This is a genomic window from Myxococcus hansupus, assembly GCF_000280925.3.
GTDB classification, from domain to species: domain Bacteria; phylum Myxococcota; class Myxococcia; order Myxococcales; family Myxococcaceae; genus Myxococcus; species Myxococcus hansupus.
Map to the genome: position 1 here is coordinate 1,030,037 of NZ_CP012109.1, position 17,468 is coordinate 1,047,504.

Annotated in this window: 16 protein-coding genes; 8 read left to right on the plus strand and 8 right to left on the minus strand. The window is 69.7% G+C overall.

Annotation, left to right across the window (positions count from 1 at the left end):
• The first annotated feature begins 32 nt into the window (after positions 1–32).
• Positions 33–863, plus strand: coding sequence for a YhfC family intramembrane metalloprotease (locus A176_RS04320; RefSeq protein WP_002635840.1), 831 nt, complete (start codon positions 33–35; stop codon positions 861–863).
• 86 nt (positions 864–949) lie between these two features.
• On the opposite strand, the gene pip is transcribed toward A176_RS04320, so the two are convergent.
• The gene (gene pip, locus A176_RS04325; RefSeq protein ID WP_002635839.1) at positions 950–1,918 is read right to left on the minus strand and encodes a prolyl aminopeptidase; all 969 of its coding nucleotides are present in this window, start codon (positions 1,916–1,918) and stop codon (positions 950–952) included.
• 231 nt (positions 1,919–2,149) lie between these two features.
• Between pip and A176_RS04330 the strand changes: the two genes are divergently transcribed.
• Positions 2,150–2,341 carry a hypothetical protein gene (locus A176_RS04330; protein WP_002635838.1) on the plus strand — a complete coding sequence of 64 codons (192 nt, stop codon included), beginning with the start codon at positions 2,150–2,152 and terminating at the stop codon, positions 2,339–2,341.
• 50 nt (positions 2,342–2,391) lie between these two features.
• Here A176_RS04330 and A176_RS04335 read toward each other — a convergent pair whose 3' ends face one another.
• Positions 2,392–3,609 carry a small ribosomal subunit Rsm22 family protein gene (locus tag A176_RS04335; RefSeq protein ID WP_002635837.1) on the minus strand — a complete coding sequence of 406 codons (1,218 nt, stop codon included), beginning with the start codon at positions 3,607–3,609 and terminating at the stop codon, positions 2,392–2,394.
• Positions 3,610–3,733: 124 nt separating this feature from the next.
• On the opposite strand from A176_RS04335, the gene A176_RS04340 reads away from it, so the two are divergent.
• The 3 genes from A176_RS04340 to A176_RS04350 are packed head-to-tail and all read left to right on the plus strand — an operon-like array spanning position 3,734 to position 6,349.
• Positions 3,734–4,741: an ABC transporter ATP-binding protein gene (locus A176_RS04340; protein ID WP_044889707.1), complete on the plus strand. Its 1,008-nt coding sequence runs from the start codon at positions 3,734–3,736 to the stop codon at positions 4,739–4,741.
• Positions 4,738–5,541, plus strand: coding sequence for an ABC transporter permease (locus tag A176_RS04345; RefSeq protein WP_002635835.1), 804 nt, complete (start codon positions 4,738–4,740; stop codon positions 5,539–5,541). The genes A176_RS04340 and A176_RS04345 overlap by 4 nt, the downstream gene beginning before the upstream one ends.
• Before the next feature lie 4 nt (positions 5,542–5,545).
• On the plus strand, positions 5,546–6,349 hold the full coding sequence (locus A176_RS04350) for an ABC transporter permease (protein ID WP_002635834.1): 804 nt from the start codon (positions 5,546–5,548) through the stop codon (positions 6,347–6,349).
• A 79-nt stretch (positions 6,350–6,428) separates the two neighbouring features.
• Here A176_RS04350 and A176_RS04355 read toward each other — a convergent pair whose 3' ends face one another.
• Positions 6,429–7,385 carry a siderophore ABC transporter substrate-binding protein gene (locus A176_RS04355; protein ID WP_002635833.1) on the minus strand — a complete coding sequence of 319 codons (957 nt, stop codon included), beginning with the start codon at positions 7,383–7,385 and terminating at the stop codon, positions 6,429–6,431.
• A 248-nt stretch (positions 7,386–7,633) separates the two neighbouring features.
• Here A176_RS04355 and A176_RS04360 point away from each other — a divergent pair, with 248 nt between their 5' ends.
• Entirely contained in the window at positions 7,634–9,814 is a 2,181-nt protein-coding gene (locus A176_RS04360; protein WP_002635832.1) for a Kelch repeat-containing protein, read from the plus strand.
• A 174-nt stretch (positions 9,815–9,988) separates the two neighbouring features.
• Positions 9,989–11,107 carry an esterase/lipase family protein gene (locus tag A176_RS04365; RefSeq protein WP_002635831.1) on the plus strand — a complete coding sequence of 373 codons (1,119 nt, stop codon included), beginning with the start codon at positions 9,989–9,991 and terminating at the stop codon, positions 11,105–11,107.
• Positions 11,108–11,118: 11 nt separating this feature from the next.
• Here A176_RS04365 and A176_RS04370 read toward each other — a convergent pair whose 3' ends face one another.
• The 5 genes from A176_RS04370 to A176_RS04390 all read right to left on the minus strand — a co-directional run bounded on the left by A176_RS04370 (position 11,119) and on the right by A176_RS04390 (position 15,680).
• Positions 11,119–12,021, minus strand: coding sequence for a helix-hairpin-helix domain-containing protein (locus A176_RS04370; RefSeq protein WP_002635830.1), 903 nt, complete (start codon positions 12,019–12,021; stop codon positions 11,119–11,121).
• 105 nt (positions 12,022–12,126) lie between these two features.
• Complete coding sequence (locus tag A176_RS04375) at positions 12,127–13,518, minus strand: sensor histidine kinase (protein WP_002635829.1); 1,392 nt, start codon at positions 13,516–13,518, stop codon at positions 12,127–12,129.
• Positions 13,515–14,204 (minus strand): response regulator transcription factor, encoded by a 690-nt coding sequence (locus A176_RS04380; RefSeq protein ID WP_044889706.1) that lies wholly within the window; start codon positions 14,202–14,204, stop codon positions 13,515–13,517. Before A176_RS04380 ends, A176_RS04375 begins: the two co-directional genes overlap by 4 nt.
• Before the next feature lie 43 nt (positions 14,205–14,247).
• Positions 14,248–15,210, minus strand: a complete 963-nt coding sequence (locus tag A176_RS04385) for a hypothetical protein (protein WP_002635827.1) — start codon at positions 15,208–15,210, stop codon at positions 14,248–14,250.
• A 74-nt stretch (positions 15,211–15,284) separates the two neighbouring features.
• The gene (locus A176_RS04390) at positions 15,285–15,680 is read right to left on the minus strand and encodes a RidA family protein (RefSeq protein ID WP_044889705.1); all 396 of its coding nucleotides are present in this window, start codon (positions 15,678–15,680) and stop codon (positions 15,285–15,287) included.
• Between the two features lie 113 nt (positions 15,681–15,793).
• Here A176_RS04390 and A176_RS04395 point away from each other — a divergent pair, with 113 nt between their 5' ends.
• Complete coding sequence (locus A176_RS04395; RefSeq protein WP_002635824.1) at positions 15,794–17,419, plus strand: peptide chain release factor 3; 1,626 nt, start codon at positions 15,794–15,796, stop codon at positions 17,417–17,419.
• Positions 17,420–17,468 lie beyond the last annotated feature (49 nt).

The window sequence follows — 17,468 nt, forward strand, 5'->3', positions numbered from 1 at the left end:
GGGCGCGCGCGGACAGCAACGGGAGGGGCCACGTGGAATCAAGCTTGGACTGGAAGCTGGTCGCCAGCTACGCGGTGACCATCGCCTTCGATGTGTTGATGCCGGTGGCGGTGGTGCTCTGGGTCCGCCGGCGGTTGGGGGCGTCGTGGAAGGTGGTGGGCTGGGGCGCGGCGGCCTTCGCGGTGTCGCAACTGCTCACCCGGGTGCCGCTGGTGCAGGTGGCGCAGTACTTCCTGCGTGACGCGCTCAAGGCGTCCCCGACGTTCATGTGGACGTGGGTGGTGGTGCTGTCCCTCACGGCGGGCCTCTTCGAGGAGACGGCGCGCCTGTGGGTCTTCCACAAGCCCTTGAAGGACTTCCGGCGCTGGCGCGACGCGGTGGGCTTCGGCGCGGGCCACGGCGGGCTGGAGTCCGCGCTGCTGGTGGGCGGGCTGGCGGCGCTGGGGCTCGTCAACGTCATCGTGCTGTCGGGGATGGACCCGTCCACCCTGCCACTGAAGCCGGAGCAGGTGGCGCAAGTCACCGAGGCCAAGGCCACCATCGCTCAAACGGCGTGGTGGATGCCGCTGCTGGGCGCCTACGAGCGGCTGGGCGCCATGGCGGTGCACATCGCGCTGTCGGTGGTGGTGCTCCAGCGGTTCATCCGCGGCCAGGTGCGCTGGTACTGGCTCGCGGTGGGCACCCACTGCGTCTTCAACGCGATGACGGTGGTGGTGGGCAAGCAGGTGGAAGGCGCGTTGGGGCAGCGGGCCGGCGCGCTGGCGGGGGAGGGCATGGTGACGCTGGGCGCGCTGCTGAGCCTGGGCATCATCCTGTACTTCCGCCGTGACGAGGCCCGGCGCGACGCGGCGGCGAGCCCCTGATGGGGGGGCGCGGTGGCCCCGGATGCGGTCGGCAGCCTCCGCCCGCGCGGAGGGGTGCCCGGCACGTTGGAATACCTGACGTGGACTCAGTGGCCGCGGAAGCGGTCCGTGGCCTCCACCAGCGCGGAGGTGTTGCCCGGCTCGTTGGCGGAGTGGCCCGCGTCGGGGACCAGGACGAACTGCGCCTCGGGCCAGGCCTTGTGCAGGGCCCAGGCGCTCTCGGGCGGGCACACCACGTCATAACGCCCCTGGACGATGACGGTGGGGATGTGCCGGATGCGGGGCACGTCGTCGAGCAGTTGCGTGTCGTTGCGCAGGAAGCCCCGGTTGACGAAGTAGTGGCATTCGATGCGGGCGAAGGCGAGCGCGAAGGCATCCCCGCTGTTGCGCGCCACCAGCTCCGCGCTGGGGTACAGGCAGCTCGTGCGGCCCTCCCACACGCTCCACGCGCGCGCGGCCTCCTGCTGCGCCCTCACGTCCGCGCCCATCAGCCGGCGGTGGTACGCGCCCAGCAGGTCGCCCCGTTCCTCGGGGGGAATCGGCTCCAGGTAGTACTCCCAGGCGTCCGGGAAGAGTGCGCTGGCGCCGCGCTGGTAGAACCAATCAATCTCCTGTTTGCGCAGGAGGAAGATGCCCCGCAGCACCAGCTCCGTGACGCGCTCGGGGTGCGCTTGTGAATACGCCAGCGCGAGCGTGCTGCCCCAGGAGCCGCCGAAGAGCTGCCACCGCGCGATGCCCAGGTGTTCGCGCAGCCGCTCCATGTCGGCCACCAAATCCCAGGTGGTGTTCTGCTCCAGGCCCGCATGGGGCGTGCTTCGCCCGCAGCCGCGCTGGTCGAAGAGGATGATGCGGTACGCCGTGGGGTCGAAGAAGCGGCGCTGGCGCGGGTCCGTCCCGCCGCCGGGACCGCCGTGGATGAAGAGCACCGGTTTGCCCCCCGGATTGCCACTCTCCTCGAAGTACAGCTCATGGCCCCCGGTGACGGGCAGTCGCCCCGCACGGTAGGGCTCCAGGGGTGGGTAGAGGGAACGCAGGGGCCGGTGGGGAACGGACACGGGGCAGGCCTTCCGTAACGAAGAGGGCTGTGGACCCTAGCAGGCCCGCCTGCCAGCGCCCGTTGCCCGCAGGTGGCAGTGGGGCTTGGAATGTGAGACGGCCTCCCTGCCCGCCGCACAGTCTGTCAGGCAGGACACGGACGATGTGACGGCGAGTTCACCGCGCCGCAACGCGGAGTTCTCCGGCACGGTGGACACTCAGGCTGTCTCCCACACCCCCAGGAGCACGCCATGAACATCGCTTCGCTCATCCGCCCCCAGTCCGCTCGTCCCCAGGCGCCCGCGCCGCGCCGGCTGCGTCTGATGCGTGTGCAGGCCACGGTCCTCGTCCAGGGCTCCGTGGGCGCGATGAAGGACAGCGTGAAGGCCTTCCGCCACATGTGTGACGTCCTGACGGGAAGCTACTCCCACCTGCGGAACTGACCCGCTGGTGGGGAGGCCGGCCCCGAGGCGTCAGGGGCCGGGTGCATCACTCAGGAGGGCGCGCCCGGGCTTGGGCCGGTTCCCGGGCCTGATGGCGCGTCCTCCTTCGGCGGCGGGGGCACGCCCTTGCCCGCGGCGGCCACCACCCGCACCTCGGTGCGCTCGTCGAGCGCGAGTCCGTCGCCCTTGGGCTCGGTCTCCGTCACCGAGATGACGTCGCCCCGGTTCAGCTTGAGGAAGCGCTCATTGCGCTCGTTGCGGTGGCGCTCCTGCATCGCCAGGCCCACGCGCCCCTCGGGGCCGCAGCCGATGTAGCGGTGCCGTCCCTTGCCCTCCAGGGGCTCGGAGACGATGCGGAACAGGCGCCCCGGCGTGAGGGCGGGCCAGTCCTCGCCCTGCGGTGCCAGCACCAGGTAGCTCATCTTGAGCGACTCCTTGTGCAGGCTCGCCGCGCGCGCCAGCTCCTCCACCACGCGCGGCATGGGCCAGGCGCGTTCGGCGTGGCACCAGTCCGTCTCCTTCACCAGGGCGGGGCAGGGGCCGCGGTACATGCACGGCGCGCGGACGGCGTAGCCCTTGGCCACCATGGCGTCGCGCACGTGGAGCAGGCCGCGGCTCGTCTCGCGCAGCGCCGGCTCCATCACGAGCAGGCTGCCGCCGCGCTTCACCTTCGCCAGAATCGTCTCCAGCAGCGCCGCGCGAGGCGCCGTGGCCTGCTCGCCGGTGCCGTACAGCTCGTTGACGACGTGGCCCATCGTAATCAGGTCGAACTGGCCCTCCGGCAGCGCGGCGCCCTTCTTCGTCGGGTCCCAGTCGCGGGTGGCCAGGGCCTCGCCGGCCTCGGCGGCCAGGCTGCGGGCCAGGGTGAGGGCGGGCTTGCTGCGGTCCGCGGCGGTGACCTCACCCCCGCCCGCGTCCAGCGCAGCGAAGGCCACCGGGCCCGGACCGCTGCCCAGATCCAGCACCTGCCGGGGGCGGCTCGGCAGCTCACCGAGCACCTGCCGGGCCTGCGCGTAGGACACCGGCCAGTAGAAGAGGAGGTAGGCGCCCAGGAGCTTCGGGTCGTCCATGTACCGCGCCCCGGCGAGCTGCCGTTCACGCGTGAGGCCCAGGGAGAGCTGGCGGACACCGGCGGCCACCTCCTTCACCTCCTGGGGCGTCAGGCGCGTCTCCGGGCCCGCGGCGCCGCCCCGGCCGCGTGACGCGCGCCAGACGGCGATGAGCCTCGGCATCCATCGCTCCAGGTCCTTGCTGTATGCGTTGCTCATCCGGCCTTGCCTTCACCTGTGGGGCCGCGACGCGTCGCGGCCATGTCCAACCCATTGTCGTCGCGCCAAGGCGTCAACGGCGATGTCGCCATGTAGGGGAGACCGCGTTAAACCCTTGTCGCACATGATTTCCGTTCGCGGCCTTCGCAAGCACTACAAAGTCCACAAGCGCCCGCCAGGGTTGAAGGCGGCCCTTCGCTCGCTCGTCCACCGTAGCTACACCACGGTGAAGGCCGTGGACGGGATTTCCTTCGACATCCGCCCCGGCGAACGGGTGGGCTTCCTGGGACCCAACGGGGCCGGGAAGACGACGACGCTCAAGGTCCTCTCCGGCCTGCTGCACCCCTCCGAGGGCGAGGTGTCGGTGGACGGCCACGTCCCCCAGAAGCGGGAGGAGGCCTTCCTCAAGAAAATCATGCTCGTCATGGGGCAGAAACAGCAGCTCCTGTGGGACCTGCCTCCGGCGGAGACGTTCGAGCTCAACCGCGCCATCTACGACGTGCCCCAGGCCCAGTACAAGAAGACGATGTCGGACCTGATTGAGCTCCTGGAAATCGGGGACCTCATCGGCAAGCCGACCCGCCAGCTTTCGCTGGGCGAGCGCATGAAGTGCGAGCTGGCCGCGGCGCTCATCCACCAGCCGCGGGTGCTCTTCCTGGACGAGCCCACCATCGGCCTGGACGTGGCCATGCAGGCCACCATGCGGACCTTCATCAAGGAGTACAACGAGAAGTACGGCGCCACGCTCATCCTCACCAGCCACTACATGGACGACGTGGCGGCGCTGTGCCCCCGCGTCATCGTCATCGACAAGGGGCTCTTGTCCTACGACGGCGGGCTGGACGCGCTGGTGCAGCGGGTGCGGCCGGAGAAGCGCGTGGTGCTGCGGCTGTCCGAGCAGGTGGACGCCGCGCGCCTGGACCCGCTGGGGCGCGTGGTGACGCACGAGCCCGGCCGCGCGGTGCTCCAGGTGCAGCAGGAGGCGGTCAACGCCACCATCACCCGCGCGCTGTCCACGCTGCCGGTGATGGACCTCACGGTGGAGAACGCGCCGCTGGAAGAGGTGATGAGCGAGCTGTTCGCGGAGTCCAAGGCGCGCCGCGCGGAAGCGTCGGAGCCGGTGTCCGCATGAGCGCCCGGACGACCCTGCGCGCCTTGCCCACGCTCTTGCGCGTGGGGTTCGCGGAGGCGGTGGCCTACCGCGCGGAGATGCTCATCTGGGTGCTGTCCACCACCATGCCGCTGGTCAACATGGTGTTGTGGATGGCGGTGGCGCGCGAGGCGCCAGTGGGCCGCTTCAGCGAGGCGGACTTCGTCGGCTACTTCCTGGCCACCTTCGCCATCCGGCAGCTCGCCACCTCGTGGGCGGCGTGGCTCATCAACTGGGAGGTGAAGCAGGGCACGCTGGCCATGCGCCTGCTCCGCCCCATCTCGCCGCTGTGGGCCTACGGCCTGGACAGCGTCGCCAACTTCCCGCTGCGGCTGGTGGTCGCGGTGCCGGTGATTCTGCTGAGCGTGGCGCTGGTGGGCGCGAAGGCGGTGCCCCAGCACGCGTGGCAGTGGGGCTTCTTCGTGCTGTCCCTGGTGGGCGGGTGGGCCATCGCCTTCCTGGCCAACGTGGCCATTGGCGCGCTGTGCTTCTTCCTGGAGAGCAGCGAGCGCGTCCTGGAGGTGTGGCTGGTGCTCTTCTTCGTGTGCTCCGGCTACATGTACCCGGTGGAGCTGTTGCCGCCCACGCTGCGCACGCTCATCGACTGGCTGCCCTTCCGTTACCAGATTGGCCTGCCGGTGGAGATGCTGACGGGCGCGCATGGCTGGGATGCGGCGGTGCGGCTGCTGATGGCGCAGTGGGCCTGGGTGGCGGGGCTGGCGGTGGTGGCGGGCGTGGCGTGGAAGCAGGGCGTGAAACGCTTCGCGGCGTTCGGGGGCTGAGCGGATGTTGAAGCGCTATTTGAAGCTGCTGGGCATTCAACTCAAGGCGTCGGGGCTGCTGTCGCTCCAGTACCGGGCGGACTTCTTCACCGAAGGGGTGACGTCGCTCTTCTGGACCTTCACGGCCCTGGCCCCGCTGTTCGTCGTCTACGGCGAGCGCCCCAACCTGGAGGGCTGGAGCTTCCATGAGGCGCTGCTGGTGGTGGGCTGGTTCACGCTGCTCCAGGGCATCCTGGAGGGCGCCATCAACCCGAGCCTGACGGGCGTGGTGGAGCACATCCGCAAGGGCACGCTGGACTTCGTGCTGCTCAAGCCCGCGGACGCGCAGTTCCTGGTGTCCACGCAGCGCTTCCAGCCCTGGCGCGCCTTCAACGTGCTGACGGGCGTGGGCCTGTTCATCTACGCCTTCTCGTCGATGGGGCGGTGGCCGTCGGTGCCGGGGCTGCTGGCGTCCGTGCTGCTGCTGGGGACGAGCACGCTGCTGCTCTACTCACTGTGGATTCTGACGGTGAGCGCGGCGTTCTTCGTCGTGCGGGTGGACAATCTGACGTACCTGTTCTCGTCCATTTTCGACTTCGCGCGGTGGCCGTCCAACGTGTTCCAGGGCGTGGGGCGCGGCGTGCTCATGCTGGTGTTCACGTATGTCATTCCGCTGTCGCTGATGACGACGTTCCCCGCCGAGGCCATGCTGGGCCGGCTGCCGCCCCAGGCCCTGGTGGGCGCGGTGGTGGGCGCGGGCCTCTTCGCCTGGGGCTCGCGTCAGGTGTGGCTGCGCTCCATCAGCCGCTACACGTCCGCGAGTAGCTGACGCGGCCCCACGCCGCACCCGGAACGGTGCTCCCCAGGGCCGGGACTCACGGCCGGCTGGGGAGCGGCGCCCTGGGGCCCTACTTCTTCACGGTGCGCGCCAAGTCCTGGACGATTCGCGTCACGTTCGCGATGCCGCCGCCCACCACGTACCAGCTCGGCGCGTCCACCACGGCCACGCGGCCTTCCTTGACGGCCCGCGTTTGGCTGAGCAGCGGGTGCTGGGCCAGCGTCTCCAGGGCCTTGTTCTCACCCCCGCCCGTCGCCGCGCCCCGGTCCAGCACCACCCACCAGTCCGGGTCGGCGGCCACCGCCTTCTGAAGCAGCGCGGCGGCGGCCTCCTGCCGCGCCTTCGCCTCGGGCGTGCCGGGCTTGGGGCGCGGGCCGTCCTCGCCGCCCTCCGAAGGTGGCACCACCGCCTTGAAGCCCGCGAGCTCGTGGAGATATCCGAAGCGGTCTCCGGGTGCGTGGACCATGACGTTGCCATTCATGGCGAACAGCATCACCGCCGTCTTGCCCTGTGTAAGTGATTTCAGATTCTTCGTTTCTTTCTCGAAATTCTTAATCAGCTTCTCGGCGGCCTGCTGCTTGCCGAAGGCCGTGCCCAGCGCCCGTGTCTGGGTTTTCACGTCTTCCACGAAGTGGTCGGCGCGGACGCTCAGGTTCACCGTCGGCGCGATGGCGCTCAAGGCGTCCACCTGGTTGCGCGAACGGCCACCCACGACAATCAAGTCCGGCTTCACCTCCGCCAGGACCTTGGCATCGGGCTCGAACAGGCTGCCCGCCTGCGTCACGCCATTGCTGTTGTAGGCCGCCAGCGTGGCGGGGAAGGTGGACTTCGGCACGGCCACGGCGCGGAGACCGAGCGCGTTCAGCGTGTCCAGCGCGCCCAGGTCATAGACGGCGAGGCGGGTCGGGGTGGCGGGGACGCTCAGGGTTCCGCCCGCGTGCGGCAGCTCGAAAGCGGTGGCGGGAAGGGCTGTCGCCAGACTGGATGCGAACAGCGCGGCGACCAGTGGGCGGTGGATGCGGTGCATTACGAAGTTCTCCAAAACGTGACCACGAATACCGGGGACCGTGACGCGGATATGCCACGTCGACGCATCGCGAAACAGGTCTCGCGGCACCCTCTGGGTTTCAGCCCGCACAGGTGGGTGCCCACCGCCCCATGTATTTTATGTGTTCACTTTTGAGTGGTGAGATGGTCCGCGTGGGCATGGCTGGGATAAAGGCGCCGGGCGCGCCCTGGTCGCGCATCCCCCCGTAACAAAAAGGACCCCCACGCATGTTTGAACTTCGCGGGCTCGGCCGAAAGGCCGCGCTCTGGATGACGCTCGTGTTCGTAGGATGCTCACACGAGGATTTTGCAGACGCGCTGAATGAAGCACCGGCCCATGCGCACGGGCTCGCCTCCACCGGTTGGGTGAGCACGCCCAACATGTCCACGCAGCGACTGGACCATACGGCCACGGTGCTCCCCAACGGCCGGGTGCTGGTCGCCGGTGGCCAGTCGTCCACGAGCGCCGAGCAGTACGACGTGGCCACCTCGCGGTGGCTGGGCGCGGGGCAGATGTCCGTCATGCGCCGCCGTCACACCGCGACGTTGCTGCCCAACGGAAAGGTGTTGGTGGTGGGCGGTGATTTCGCCGCCGCGACCACGGGTACCGCCGAGCTGTATGACGTCGCCACGGGGACCTGGTCCGCGACGGGGAGCCTGGACTCGTTGCGCTCGGGGCACACGGCCACGTTGCTCCTCAATGGCCAGGTGCTGGTGTTGGGCGGCGAGGATGGGACGGGCTCCGCGCTGCGCACGGCGCGTCTGTACAACGCGGAGACGGGCAGTTGGACGCCTGCTCACAGCATGGTCACCCAGCGCATGGGACACGCGGCGGCGCTGCTGCCCAACGGCAAGGTCCTGGTGACGGGAGGTCGCTCCAGCGCCTGGGGCTCCGTGCTGCGGACGGCGGAGGTGTATGACCCCGCCACCGGCCTGTGGACGCCCGCCGCGCCCATGGCCGCGCCGCGCGCGGGACACTCCGCGACGACGCTGCTGACCGGCAAGGTGCTGGTGGCGGGCGGCCTGGTGGATGACATCTCCGCGACGCGAAGCTCGGAGCTGTATGACGCGGCGTCGGGCGTCTGGGTCTCTGCTGGAAACCTGATGCCCGCCGACCGCGCGCATCACTCCGCGACGCTGCTTCATTCGGGCGAGGTGCTCATCACCGGTGGGACGGATGGCGGTGAGCCCTACCTCCGGAGCGCGGCGCTGTACGACCCCGTCAACGCGCTGTGGTCCAACACCTTCACGATGGGCACCAGCCGGCTGGGCCATATCGCCGCGCTGTTGGGCTCGGGCGAGGTGTTGGTCGCGGGGGGCAGTCCGGACGGTGTCCTGCGCACCGCCACGTCGGAGCGCTACGTGCCGCCTTCGCTGCCGTGGCGCGCGACGGCGTCCATGGCGTCCTCGCGTTATCAGCATTCGTTGACGGTGCTGCCCGCCGGAGAGGTGCTGGCCGCGGGAGGCTCCGCCAATGGCAGCACGGCCCTCGCGGCCTCGGAGCTCTACTCGGAGGCCACGGGCACCTGGCGGCCGACGGGCGCGATGCAGAACGAGCGGTATCTCCACACGGCGACGGTGCTGCCCAACGGCAAGGTGCTGGCGGCGGGAGGACAGAGTCACTCGTCCGGCTACCTCACCACGGCGGAGCTGTACGACGCGGCCACGGGGAGCTGGAGCACGACGGGGCCGATGGCGGGCCCGCGTGCGCGCCACACGGCGACGCTGATGCCCAACGGCCAGGTGCTGGTGGCGGGGGGCCGGATGAGCTCCAGCTTCTCCGGCATGCTCGCCACGGCGGAGCTGTATGACGCGGCCACGGGGACGTGGACGACGGCGAACCCCATGAGCCGCCGCCGCCAGTACCACACGGCCACATCGCTTCCGTCGGGCAAGGTGCTGGTCGTGGGCGGCAACACGCCGGAGGGGGACACGGCCACGGCGGAGGTCTACAGCCTGTCCACGGGACAGTGGACGTCCACGGGCTCGCTGTCCGGGACGCGCTACGGGCACTCCGCGGTGGCGCTGCCGTCGGGCAAGGTGCTGGTGTCCGGAGGCTGGGGGGCGCGGGGCGCGCTCGCGACCGCTGAAATCTATGACCCGGCGACGGGGACCTGGACCTCCGTGGCCTCCATGCAGCACGCGCGTTACGGGCCGCTGTCCACGTTGCTGCCCTCCGGCCGGGTGTTGGTGCTGGGCGGTGACGGCGGTGGCAACGTGGGGCTGCTGGCCTCCGCCGAGGTGTTCGATGTCGCGAGCGGCCAGTGGTTCAGCGCTGGCACGTTGCCCGCGGCGCTCACGAGCGCGGGGGTGGTGACGTTGAACGGCTCGGGCCGGGTGCTCGTGTCGGGAGGTTTGGGCACCAGCGGCACGTTGTCTGCCTCTGGGTTGTATTCGCCCGCGCCTTGAGCGTGCGTCCCGCCCCGGGGGCTTCTGTCACCGGGGCGGGGTTTCGGATGCGCTGTGTGAAACAGCGTGAAGGTCCGGTTGTCGTCTACGTGATGGCGGTCCGCTTTCTGATGACGGCCCACGAGCGCCCGCTGCTCGAATTCGCCACCTGGGTTGCTTGGGGGGACGCATCACATGAAGTGGATTCAATCAGGGGTCGTGGCGGGGCTGTTCGCGGGCGTGCTGGGATTGCTCCCGGCGGGGGCCTGGGCGGGGGCGGCGAAGACGCAACACCCCGTGGTGTTCGCGCATGGCATGGGCGGGTTCGATGACCTGCTCGGCTATGACTATTGGGGAAATGACTTCGGCATGTTCGTGGGCAAGGCCTGCGCGACGCGCTTCGAGGTGAACTGCAACAGCGACCTCGACCCGGGGCAGCGCGCCTTCGTCGCGCAGGTGGCGGCCTTCCAGTCCTCGGAGGTGCGCGGGCTGGACCTGGCGGACGACATCGAGGGGTTCATGGCGACGGCGGGTGTGTCGAAGGTGAGCATCATTGGCCATTCGCAGGGCGGCATCGACGCGCGGAAGGCGGCGCGGGTGCTGCGCGAGCGGCGAGGTGTCACCTCCGTGGTGGTGCTGGCGAGTATCGCGTCGCCGCACCGGGGCTCGCCGGTGGCCAAATACATCCTGGACCAGAAGCCCGGCGTCACCAGCGTCATCGCGGCGCTGGCGCGCTACTACGGAAACTCCGTCTATGAACCGGGGAATGACGCCTACGCGGCGGCGAAGCAGCTCGTCTACAACGACTACTCCGCCACGGATGGCGTCGTCACGGGGATGAAGGTCTTCAACGAGAAGTACCCCGTGAGCAGTAACTACGCGGAGCGGTATGTGTCCCTCATCACCGCGCAGCACGGGGTGAACGTGAATCCCGCGCTGTATCTGTTGAAGGAGTTTCTCTTCGACATCGACGGCAATGGCTACTGCGTGGGAGACGGCGACAACGACGGCGCGGCGGGCTGCGGCGACGGCGTCCGCAACGAGGCGGATGACGACGGCGTGGTGGGCATCAACTCGCAGCAGATGGGCCGCCGGTTGCGCTACCACGACGCCCTCTTCGGCTTTGATTCAGTGCTGGAGGACACGTCCATTCCGGCGCTCACCGACCTCAACGCGCCTTCACGCCTCCAGAGCACGTCCATGTCCAGCGTGGTGCCGCAGGACCACCTGGACGTGGTGGGCGTGGGCCCGGACCTCTTCGACGAGCCCGAGTTCTACGCCGCGCTCATCCATTACATCTCCGTGCACGACTGACGCGGTGGTGTTCAGGCGCCTGGCTGCGGGGCTTCGACCTCTTCGGACTCCACGCCGTAGTACGCCAGGCACTCCACCTCGCGGCCCCGCACCACGCGCCGCCCGTCGAGCGGTCCGCCGTGCGCGGTGACGACGGTGCACTGACCCTCGTCGTCTTCCTGGTCGTAGTAGAGGACCACCCAGTCATGGGTGGCGCCCTGCTGGTGGGCCAGTGCCGTGTTGGAGAAGAGGGCGCGGAAGTTCCAGTCCTCCAGCTTGCGGCGGAGCACGGGCAGCCACGCCTCGCCAGAGGGGTTGAAGCGGCGAGGGGCAATCCGTCGCAGCTCGCCCGCGGCCGCGCGCCGGCGGTACTCCTCGTCCACTTGGAGCACCACGCCCACGTCGGGCCGAGGGCCTTCATCCCGGCCCTCGTCGCGTCGCGCCGCGCCTCGTCGCTCCCTGCCGAGGCGCGCGCCGAGCAGCTCGCGCACCTGCTCGCCTCGGCGCGGGCCAAAGCCCTCCACGCGCTCCAGCCGCCCGTCGTGCGCCGCCTGCTCCAGCTCCTCCAGGGAGCGGATGCCCAGCTCGTCATGGATGCGCCGGGCCAGCTCGGCGCCAATGCCTGGCACGCTGGCCAGGAGCTGCTCGGGGGAGTGCTCCGACTCCAGCCGCTGGAGCAGGGACAGTTGCCCGGTGCGAATCAGCTCCGCCATCGCCGCCGCGATGCTCTTGCCCACGCCGGGGAGCTTCTTCAGCCCGGCTTCGCCTTCCTCGGCGAGCAGCTCGGCCACGGATTGGGGCCACTGCGCGACGGTGTCCGCGGCCTTCCGGTAGGCGCCGACCCGGAAGGGCATCGCGTCCTGCTCTTCCAGCAGGTCCGCGACACGCTCCAGCGCGTCGGCGATGTCGATGTTGTCCTTCCAGGCAACGCCCATGGCTGCCTTGAAGGTGGGACGGGCGCGGAGGGGCGGCCACCCCGCGCGGCCATGCGCTCGGTGGGCAGCCGACGGGGCGTTCGCCTGCCCTCCAGGCAGCGGCGCTCAGCGGGGCGCGTCCTCGGAGGCGCGAGGTCCTTCGATGACGACCCTCAAGCCGCGCGGCGAGTTGGGCGCGAAGGCGAGCGAGAAGCCGACGCGGTGGCACAGCTCACGGACGATGGAGAGGCCCAGTCCGCTGCCCCGGGTCGCCCGCCGCCGCGTGGCCTGTGTGCGGAACCCGCGTTCGCCCATGCGTCCGAGCTCCTCCGCCGTGAGTCCTGGGCCGTCATCGAGCACGGTGAGCCGGAAGCGCCCGGGTTCTGCGTCCTCGAGCACGGCGACGACGTGGCCACCTTCCTCGCCGTGGGTGACCGCGTTGTGGAGCAGGTTGCCCAGGGCCTGCTCCAGCATCGTGGGATTGCAGCGCACCCAGAGCGCCTCGTCGGGTCGAGAGCACTCCACGGTCAGCCCCAGCAGTCGCGCGAGCCGTTGGAGCCTGCGCACCACGCGCTCCATCGTCTGCCCCAACTCCACGCGTGGGTCTCCCGCCGTCGGGTCGACGCCCTCTCCGAGCTGGCAAGCGAGGTGGAGGTTGTCCACCAGCGACGTGAGGTAGACGGTGTCCTCGAGGCCCTGGCGGAGGAGCGCGGCGGCCGGCTCGGTGGGCGTCGTCGAGGCCAGCTCCAGCGACAACTGGAGCGAAGCGATGGGCGTCTTCAAGTCATGTGCGACGTCCGCGAGGTGTCGCTCCAGCGCGGACTTCTGGGCCTCGATGTGGGTCGCGTCCTCCTGGACACGGGCATGGGTGGTGTCGAGCACCCGTGACAGCTCGCCCAGCTCATCGTCCTGGCCATCCGCCGCGGAGCGGTACCGTGTCGCCCCGAGCATCCCCGCCGCCCGATGAAGCCGGCGGAGGCGTTGGAGGAGGGGATGGACGACGACGAAGGTGGACAGCGTCGCCGCGAGCATCGTGAAGAGGACGGCGGACACGAGGACCCAGACGCCCACCGTGGCGCGCTCGTGCATGGGCGGCCAGCGGAACTCCAGGAGACTGCAGGGGCCGGCCTCCGCGAGCTTCAGCAGCGAGGCCCCCGCCCATGCGGAGTCCGGATGGAAGAGCGGGAGGTAGAAACGGGAGGGCTCACGTTCGCCTCGCGCGAGCCGTGCCATCAGCTCGGGGTCGGGCCCTGTATCAGGCGTGCCCGGCCCCACCTGGGCAAGGTCGAAGGCCCGCACCTCCACCCCGTCCGGACTCCGGAAGTGCCATCCCGGCGTCGTCCGGCACTCCGAGGGCTGGGGCGCGAGCACCAGGGCTGCGGACATCCGGATGCCATGCGTCAGCGCGGCATCCACGCCCAGGACAATCGCGAGGACGGAGGCCCCCAGCGTCCCCAACAGGCCCAGGAGCGCGGAGGCCACGAGGATGCGTTGGGCCAGACGGTTGCGCAGCCTCACCGGGGCTCCTCGTCGGGGACGAACCGGTAGCCAATCCCCCAGGACGTCTGGATGCGCGTGCCCGCCGGCCCCAGCTTCTTTCGGATGCGTGCGATGTGCGAGTCCACGGTCCGGTCATCGCGCTCCTCGCTGGGCGGCAGCGCGTGCTGGGCAATCTGCGCGCGTGTCAGGGCCCGCCCCGGGCGCTCCGCGAGATAGGCGAGCACGTCGAACTCGTGGCGCGTGAAGGGCAGGGCGCCGGCGCCTTCGCGGCTCGCCTCGCGGGCATCGAGGTCCAGGCTCACATCATCCCAGCGCAGCACGCGCCGCGGGCGCTCTTCCTGGAGGAGGAGCCGGGCGCGGATGCGAGCGACCAGCTCCTCCATCCAGAAGGGCTTGGGGAGGTAGTCCACCGCCCCCAGTCCAAAGGAGCGCAGCCGGGCCTCCAGTTCCTGTCTCGCGGTGAGGACGATGACGGGGACGCGGAGCCGGAAGCGCCAGGCCTCCAGTAACTCGAAGCCGTCCTGCCCGGGCAGGTTGAGGTCCAGCACGACGAGGTCAGGGCGCTCGCGCTCGGCCATTTCGAGCGCGAGCACTCCGTCCGTGGCGAGCGAGACCTGGAAGCCCGCGAGCTTCAATCCACGCACGATGCCGGCGGCGATGGGGGCATCGTCCTCCACGACCAGGATGCGCGAAGGTGGGTTCATGGACACGGGCCCCAGGTGGGTCTCGTCGCGTCAGCGCTGTCGCTCAGTACACCCAGGTGTAGCCGCAACTGACGGTGGCGCTCACGCCGTCTTTGGAGAAGTTACTGAGCTCCGCGCCAAGGCACACGACGAGGCCCGCGAGGTCGAGCCTGCCAGTCGTGGCGAAGGCCGTCCATTCCTTCTCGGTGACGGGCATCTTGAAGATGACCTGGGTGCCACCGCAGAACTTGCCGGCGCCCGCCCCAAGGCTGACCGCGAGCACGGGGCCGGCGAGCTTGGAGGGCATGTCGGCCCACGCGCCAAACTGGAAGTTCATCGAGACACCCTGGGTGATGCCCGCGACGCCTCCGATGCCGAAGAAGCCCCGGAGCTGCGTCTGCGCCGGGTGGTCGAAGGCGACGCCGACGCTGCCCTCGACGCCTGCGCCGAAGGTCCCGCTGCCGCCGCTGCCAATGGAGAGGGTTCCGAGCCCCCTGCTCCGGGCATTGTTGCCGGTGCGCTGGACCGACTCGTCCTGAGACAGCGAGCTGACTGTCTTCCGCGTGTCCTCGTCCTTCTTCTTTTGGGAGGACTGGCCCACGAGGAAGTCCACCTCCTGGTGGCGGGTGGGGTTCGTCAGCAGCGCGTAGCCCGTCTCCGCCATGTCCTCGATGAGGGGCAGGTACTTGCGGTAGACGTCCTCGGCCAGCGCCTCGGCGACGTCGCTCAGCGCGTCCGTGAGGAAGCGGGTGGACAGCTCCACCACCTCGTTCCACGCGGCCTCCCCAGCAGCCAGGGACTCCGCATAGGCCTGCTCCGCCAGCTTCGCGGTGTCGCGGGTGATCGCGTCGACCTCCCGGGCGAGCTGCTCGGCCTCGCGGCTCACCTGGTTGCTCACGGTGCCCGCCGTACCGGTGACGGCGCCGGCCGCCTGGTTGGCGGTGTTCGCCACCGTGTTGCCCGCCTGCTTCGCCGTCTTCTTGACCTTCTTCACTGCCTTCTTGAACGACTTGCTGAGGCTCGACATGTGTGGGGACCCCCTCGGCTGCGTTGAGGGACCCACCTTGCGGGAGAAGTATGGAGGCTCTGTGGAGCGCGCCGTCAGCCGCCTTCCGGGACGATGGCGTCCGCTTCGATTTCCACCAGGATTTCGGGGGCAATGAGGCGGCTGACCTCCACCATGGAGGTGGCGGGGCGGATGTGGGCGAACACCTCGCCGTGCGCGCGGCCCACCGCCTCCCACTGTTGGATGTCCACGACGTACATGCGCGTGCGCACCACGTCCTCCAGGCGGGCGCCCAGGGCCTCGAGCGCGGCCTGGATGTTCTGGAGGGCTCGCCGCGCCTGGATGTACGCGTCTCCGACTCCAACGATGTTTCCGTGGGCGTCGGTGGCCGTCGTCCCGGACACGGAGACGAAAGGGCCCACACGGACGGCGCGCGAGTACCCCACACGGGGCTCCCAAGGGGTTCCAGTGGAATGCTGGGTGCGCTTCATCGGGGCTCCCGGGGTAGGTGGGGGTCGGCAGCCTTGCACGGGGCCCGGTCCGGGCGGCAAGCGCCGCTTGCAAGCTGCAAGGAAACACCGCCCGTGATAGTTGGCCCCGGGTCATGACGAACGAGCTCCACAGGGAGGTCGCCCGGCGGCGCACCTTCGCGATCATCTCCCACCCCGACGCGGGCAAGACGACCCTCACCGAGAAGCTGCTGCTCTACGGCGGCGCCATCCACCTGGCCGGAAGCGTGAAGGCCAAGAAAGCGCGGCGGCACGCCACGTCCGACTGGATGGAGCTGGAGAAGGAGCGCGGTATCTCCGTCACCTCGTCCGTCCTCCAGTTCAGCTACCGCGACCACGCGGTGAACCTGCTGGACACCCCGGGTCACCAGGACTTCTCCGAGGACACCTACCGCACCCTGGCCGCGGCGGACGCGGCGGTGATGCTCATCGACGCCGCCAAAGGCGTGGAGCCGCAGACCAAGAAGCTCTTCAAGGTCTGCCGCCTGCGGGGCATCCCCATCTTCACCTTCGTCAACAAGCTGGACCGCTACGGCCGCGAGCCGTTGGAGTTGATGAACGAGCTGGAGCAGGTGCTCGGCATCCGCTCCTACCCGATGAACTGGCCCATTGGCATGGGGCCCGAGTTCCGCGGCGTCTACGACCGGCAGGCCCGCGTCGTTCACGTCTTCGCCGCCGAGGGCTCGCACGGCGAGTCGGAAGTGGCAGAGCGCTCCGTCTCCATCGACTCGGATGAAATCAAGACGGTCCTCACCGACACGGAGCTGGCGAAGCTGCACGAGGACATCGAACTGCTCGACATCGGCGGTGACGAGTTCACCCGCGAGAAGAGCGACGCGGGGCAGCTCACGCCCATGTTCTTCGGCAGCGCGATGACGAACTTCGGCGTGCGCCCCTTCCTGGACGCCTTCCTGGACCTGGCCCCCGCGCCCACGTCGCGCCAGACGACGCAGGGCGAGCGCGAGCCCACGAACCCGAAGTTCGCCGGCTTCGTCTTCAAGATTCAGGCGAACATGGACCCCGCGCACCGCGACCGCATCGCGTTCATGCGCGTGGTCAGCGGCCGTTACGTGAAGGGCATGAGCGCCTTCCACTCGCGCCTGGGCAAGGAAGTCCGTCTGGCCAAGCCGAGCCAGTTCATGGCCGCCGAGCGCACCTCCATCGAGGACGCGTGGCCGGGGGACGTCATCGGCCTGTTCGACCCGGGGCAGTACCGCATCGGCGACACGCTGGCGGAGGGCACGGGCGTGGAGTTCGAGGGCGTGCCCCGCTTCAGCCCGGAGTTCTTCGCCGTGGTCCGCAGCCGCGACCCGCTCCGCCGCAAGCAGATGGAGAAGGGCCTGGAGCAGCTCTCCGAGGAGGGCACGGTCCAGATCTTCCAGCAGCTCCAGATGGGCATGAAGGACCCCATCGTCGGCGTGGTCGGCGCGCTCCAGTTCGAAGTGCTCCAGTACCGGTTGGAGCACGAGTACGGGGCGAAGATCGCCCTGGACCGGCTCCCCTTCAGCCACGCGCGCTGGGTGGTGGGGCCCAACTTCGACCCCAAGTCGTTTGACTGGGAAGGAAATCGCCAGACGGTGCAGGACCGGGACGGCCTGCCGCTGGTGCTCTTCCGGGACGACTGGGCGCTCCAGCACGCCGAGGACAAACACCCGGACCTGAAGTTCCTCTCGGAGGCCCCGCAGCTCCGGCAGGTCGCCGAGATGGTCCTGGGCTCCTGAGTCCGGAAGGGCAGGGAAGACGGTTCCCCCACGATTGGACTTTCGTGGG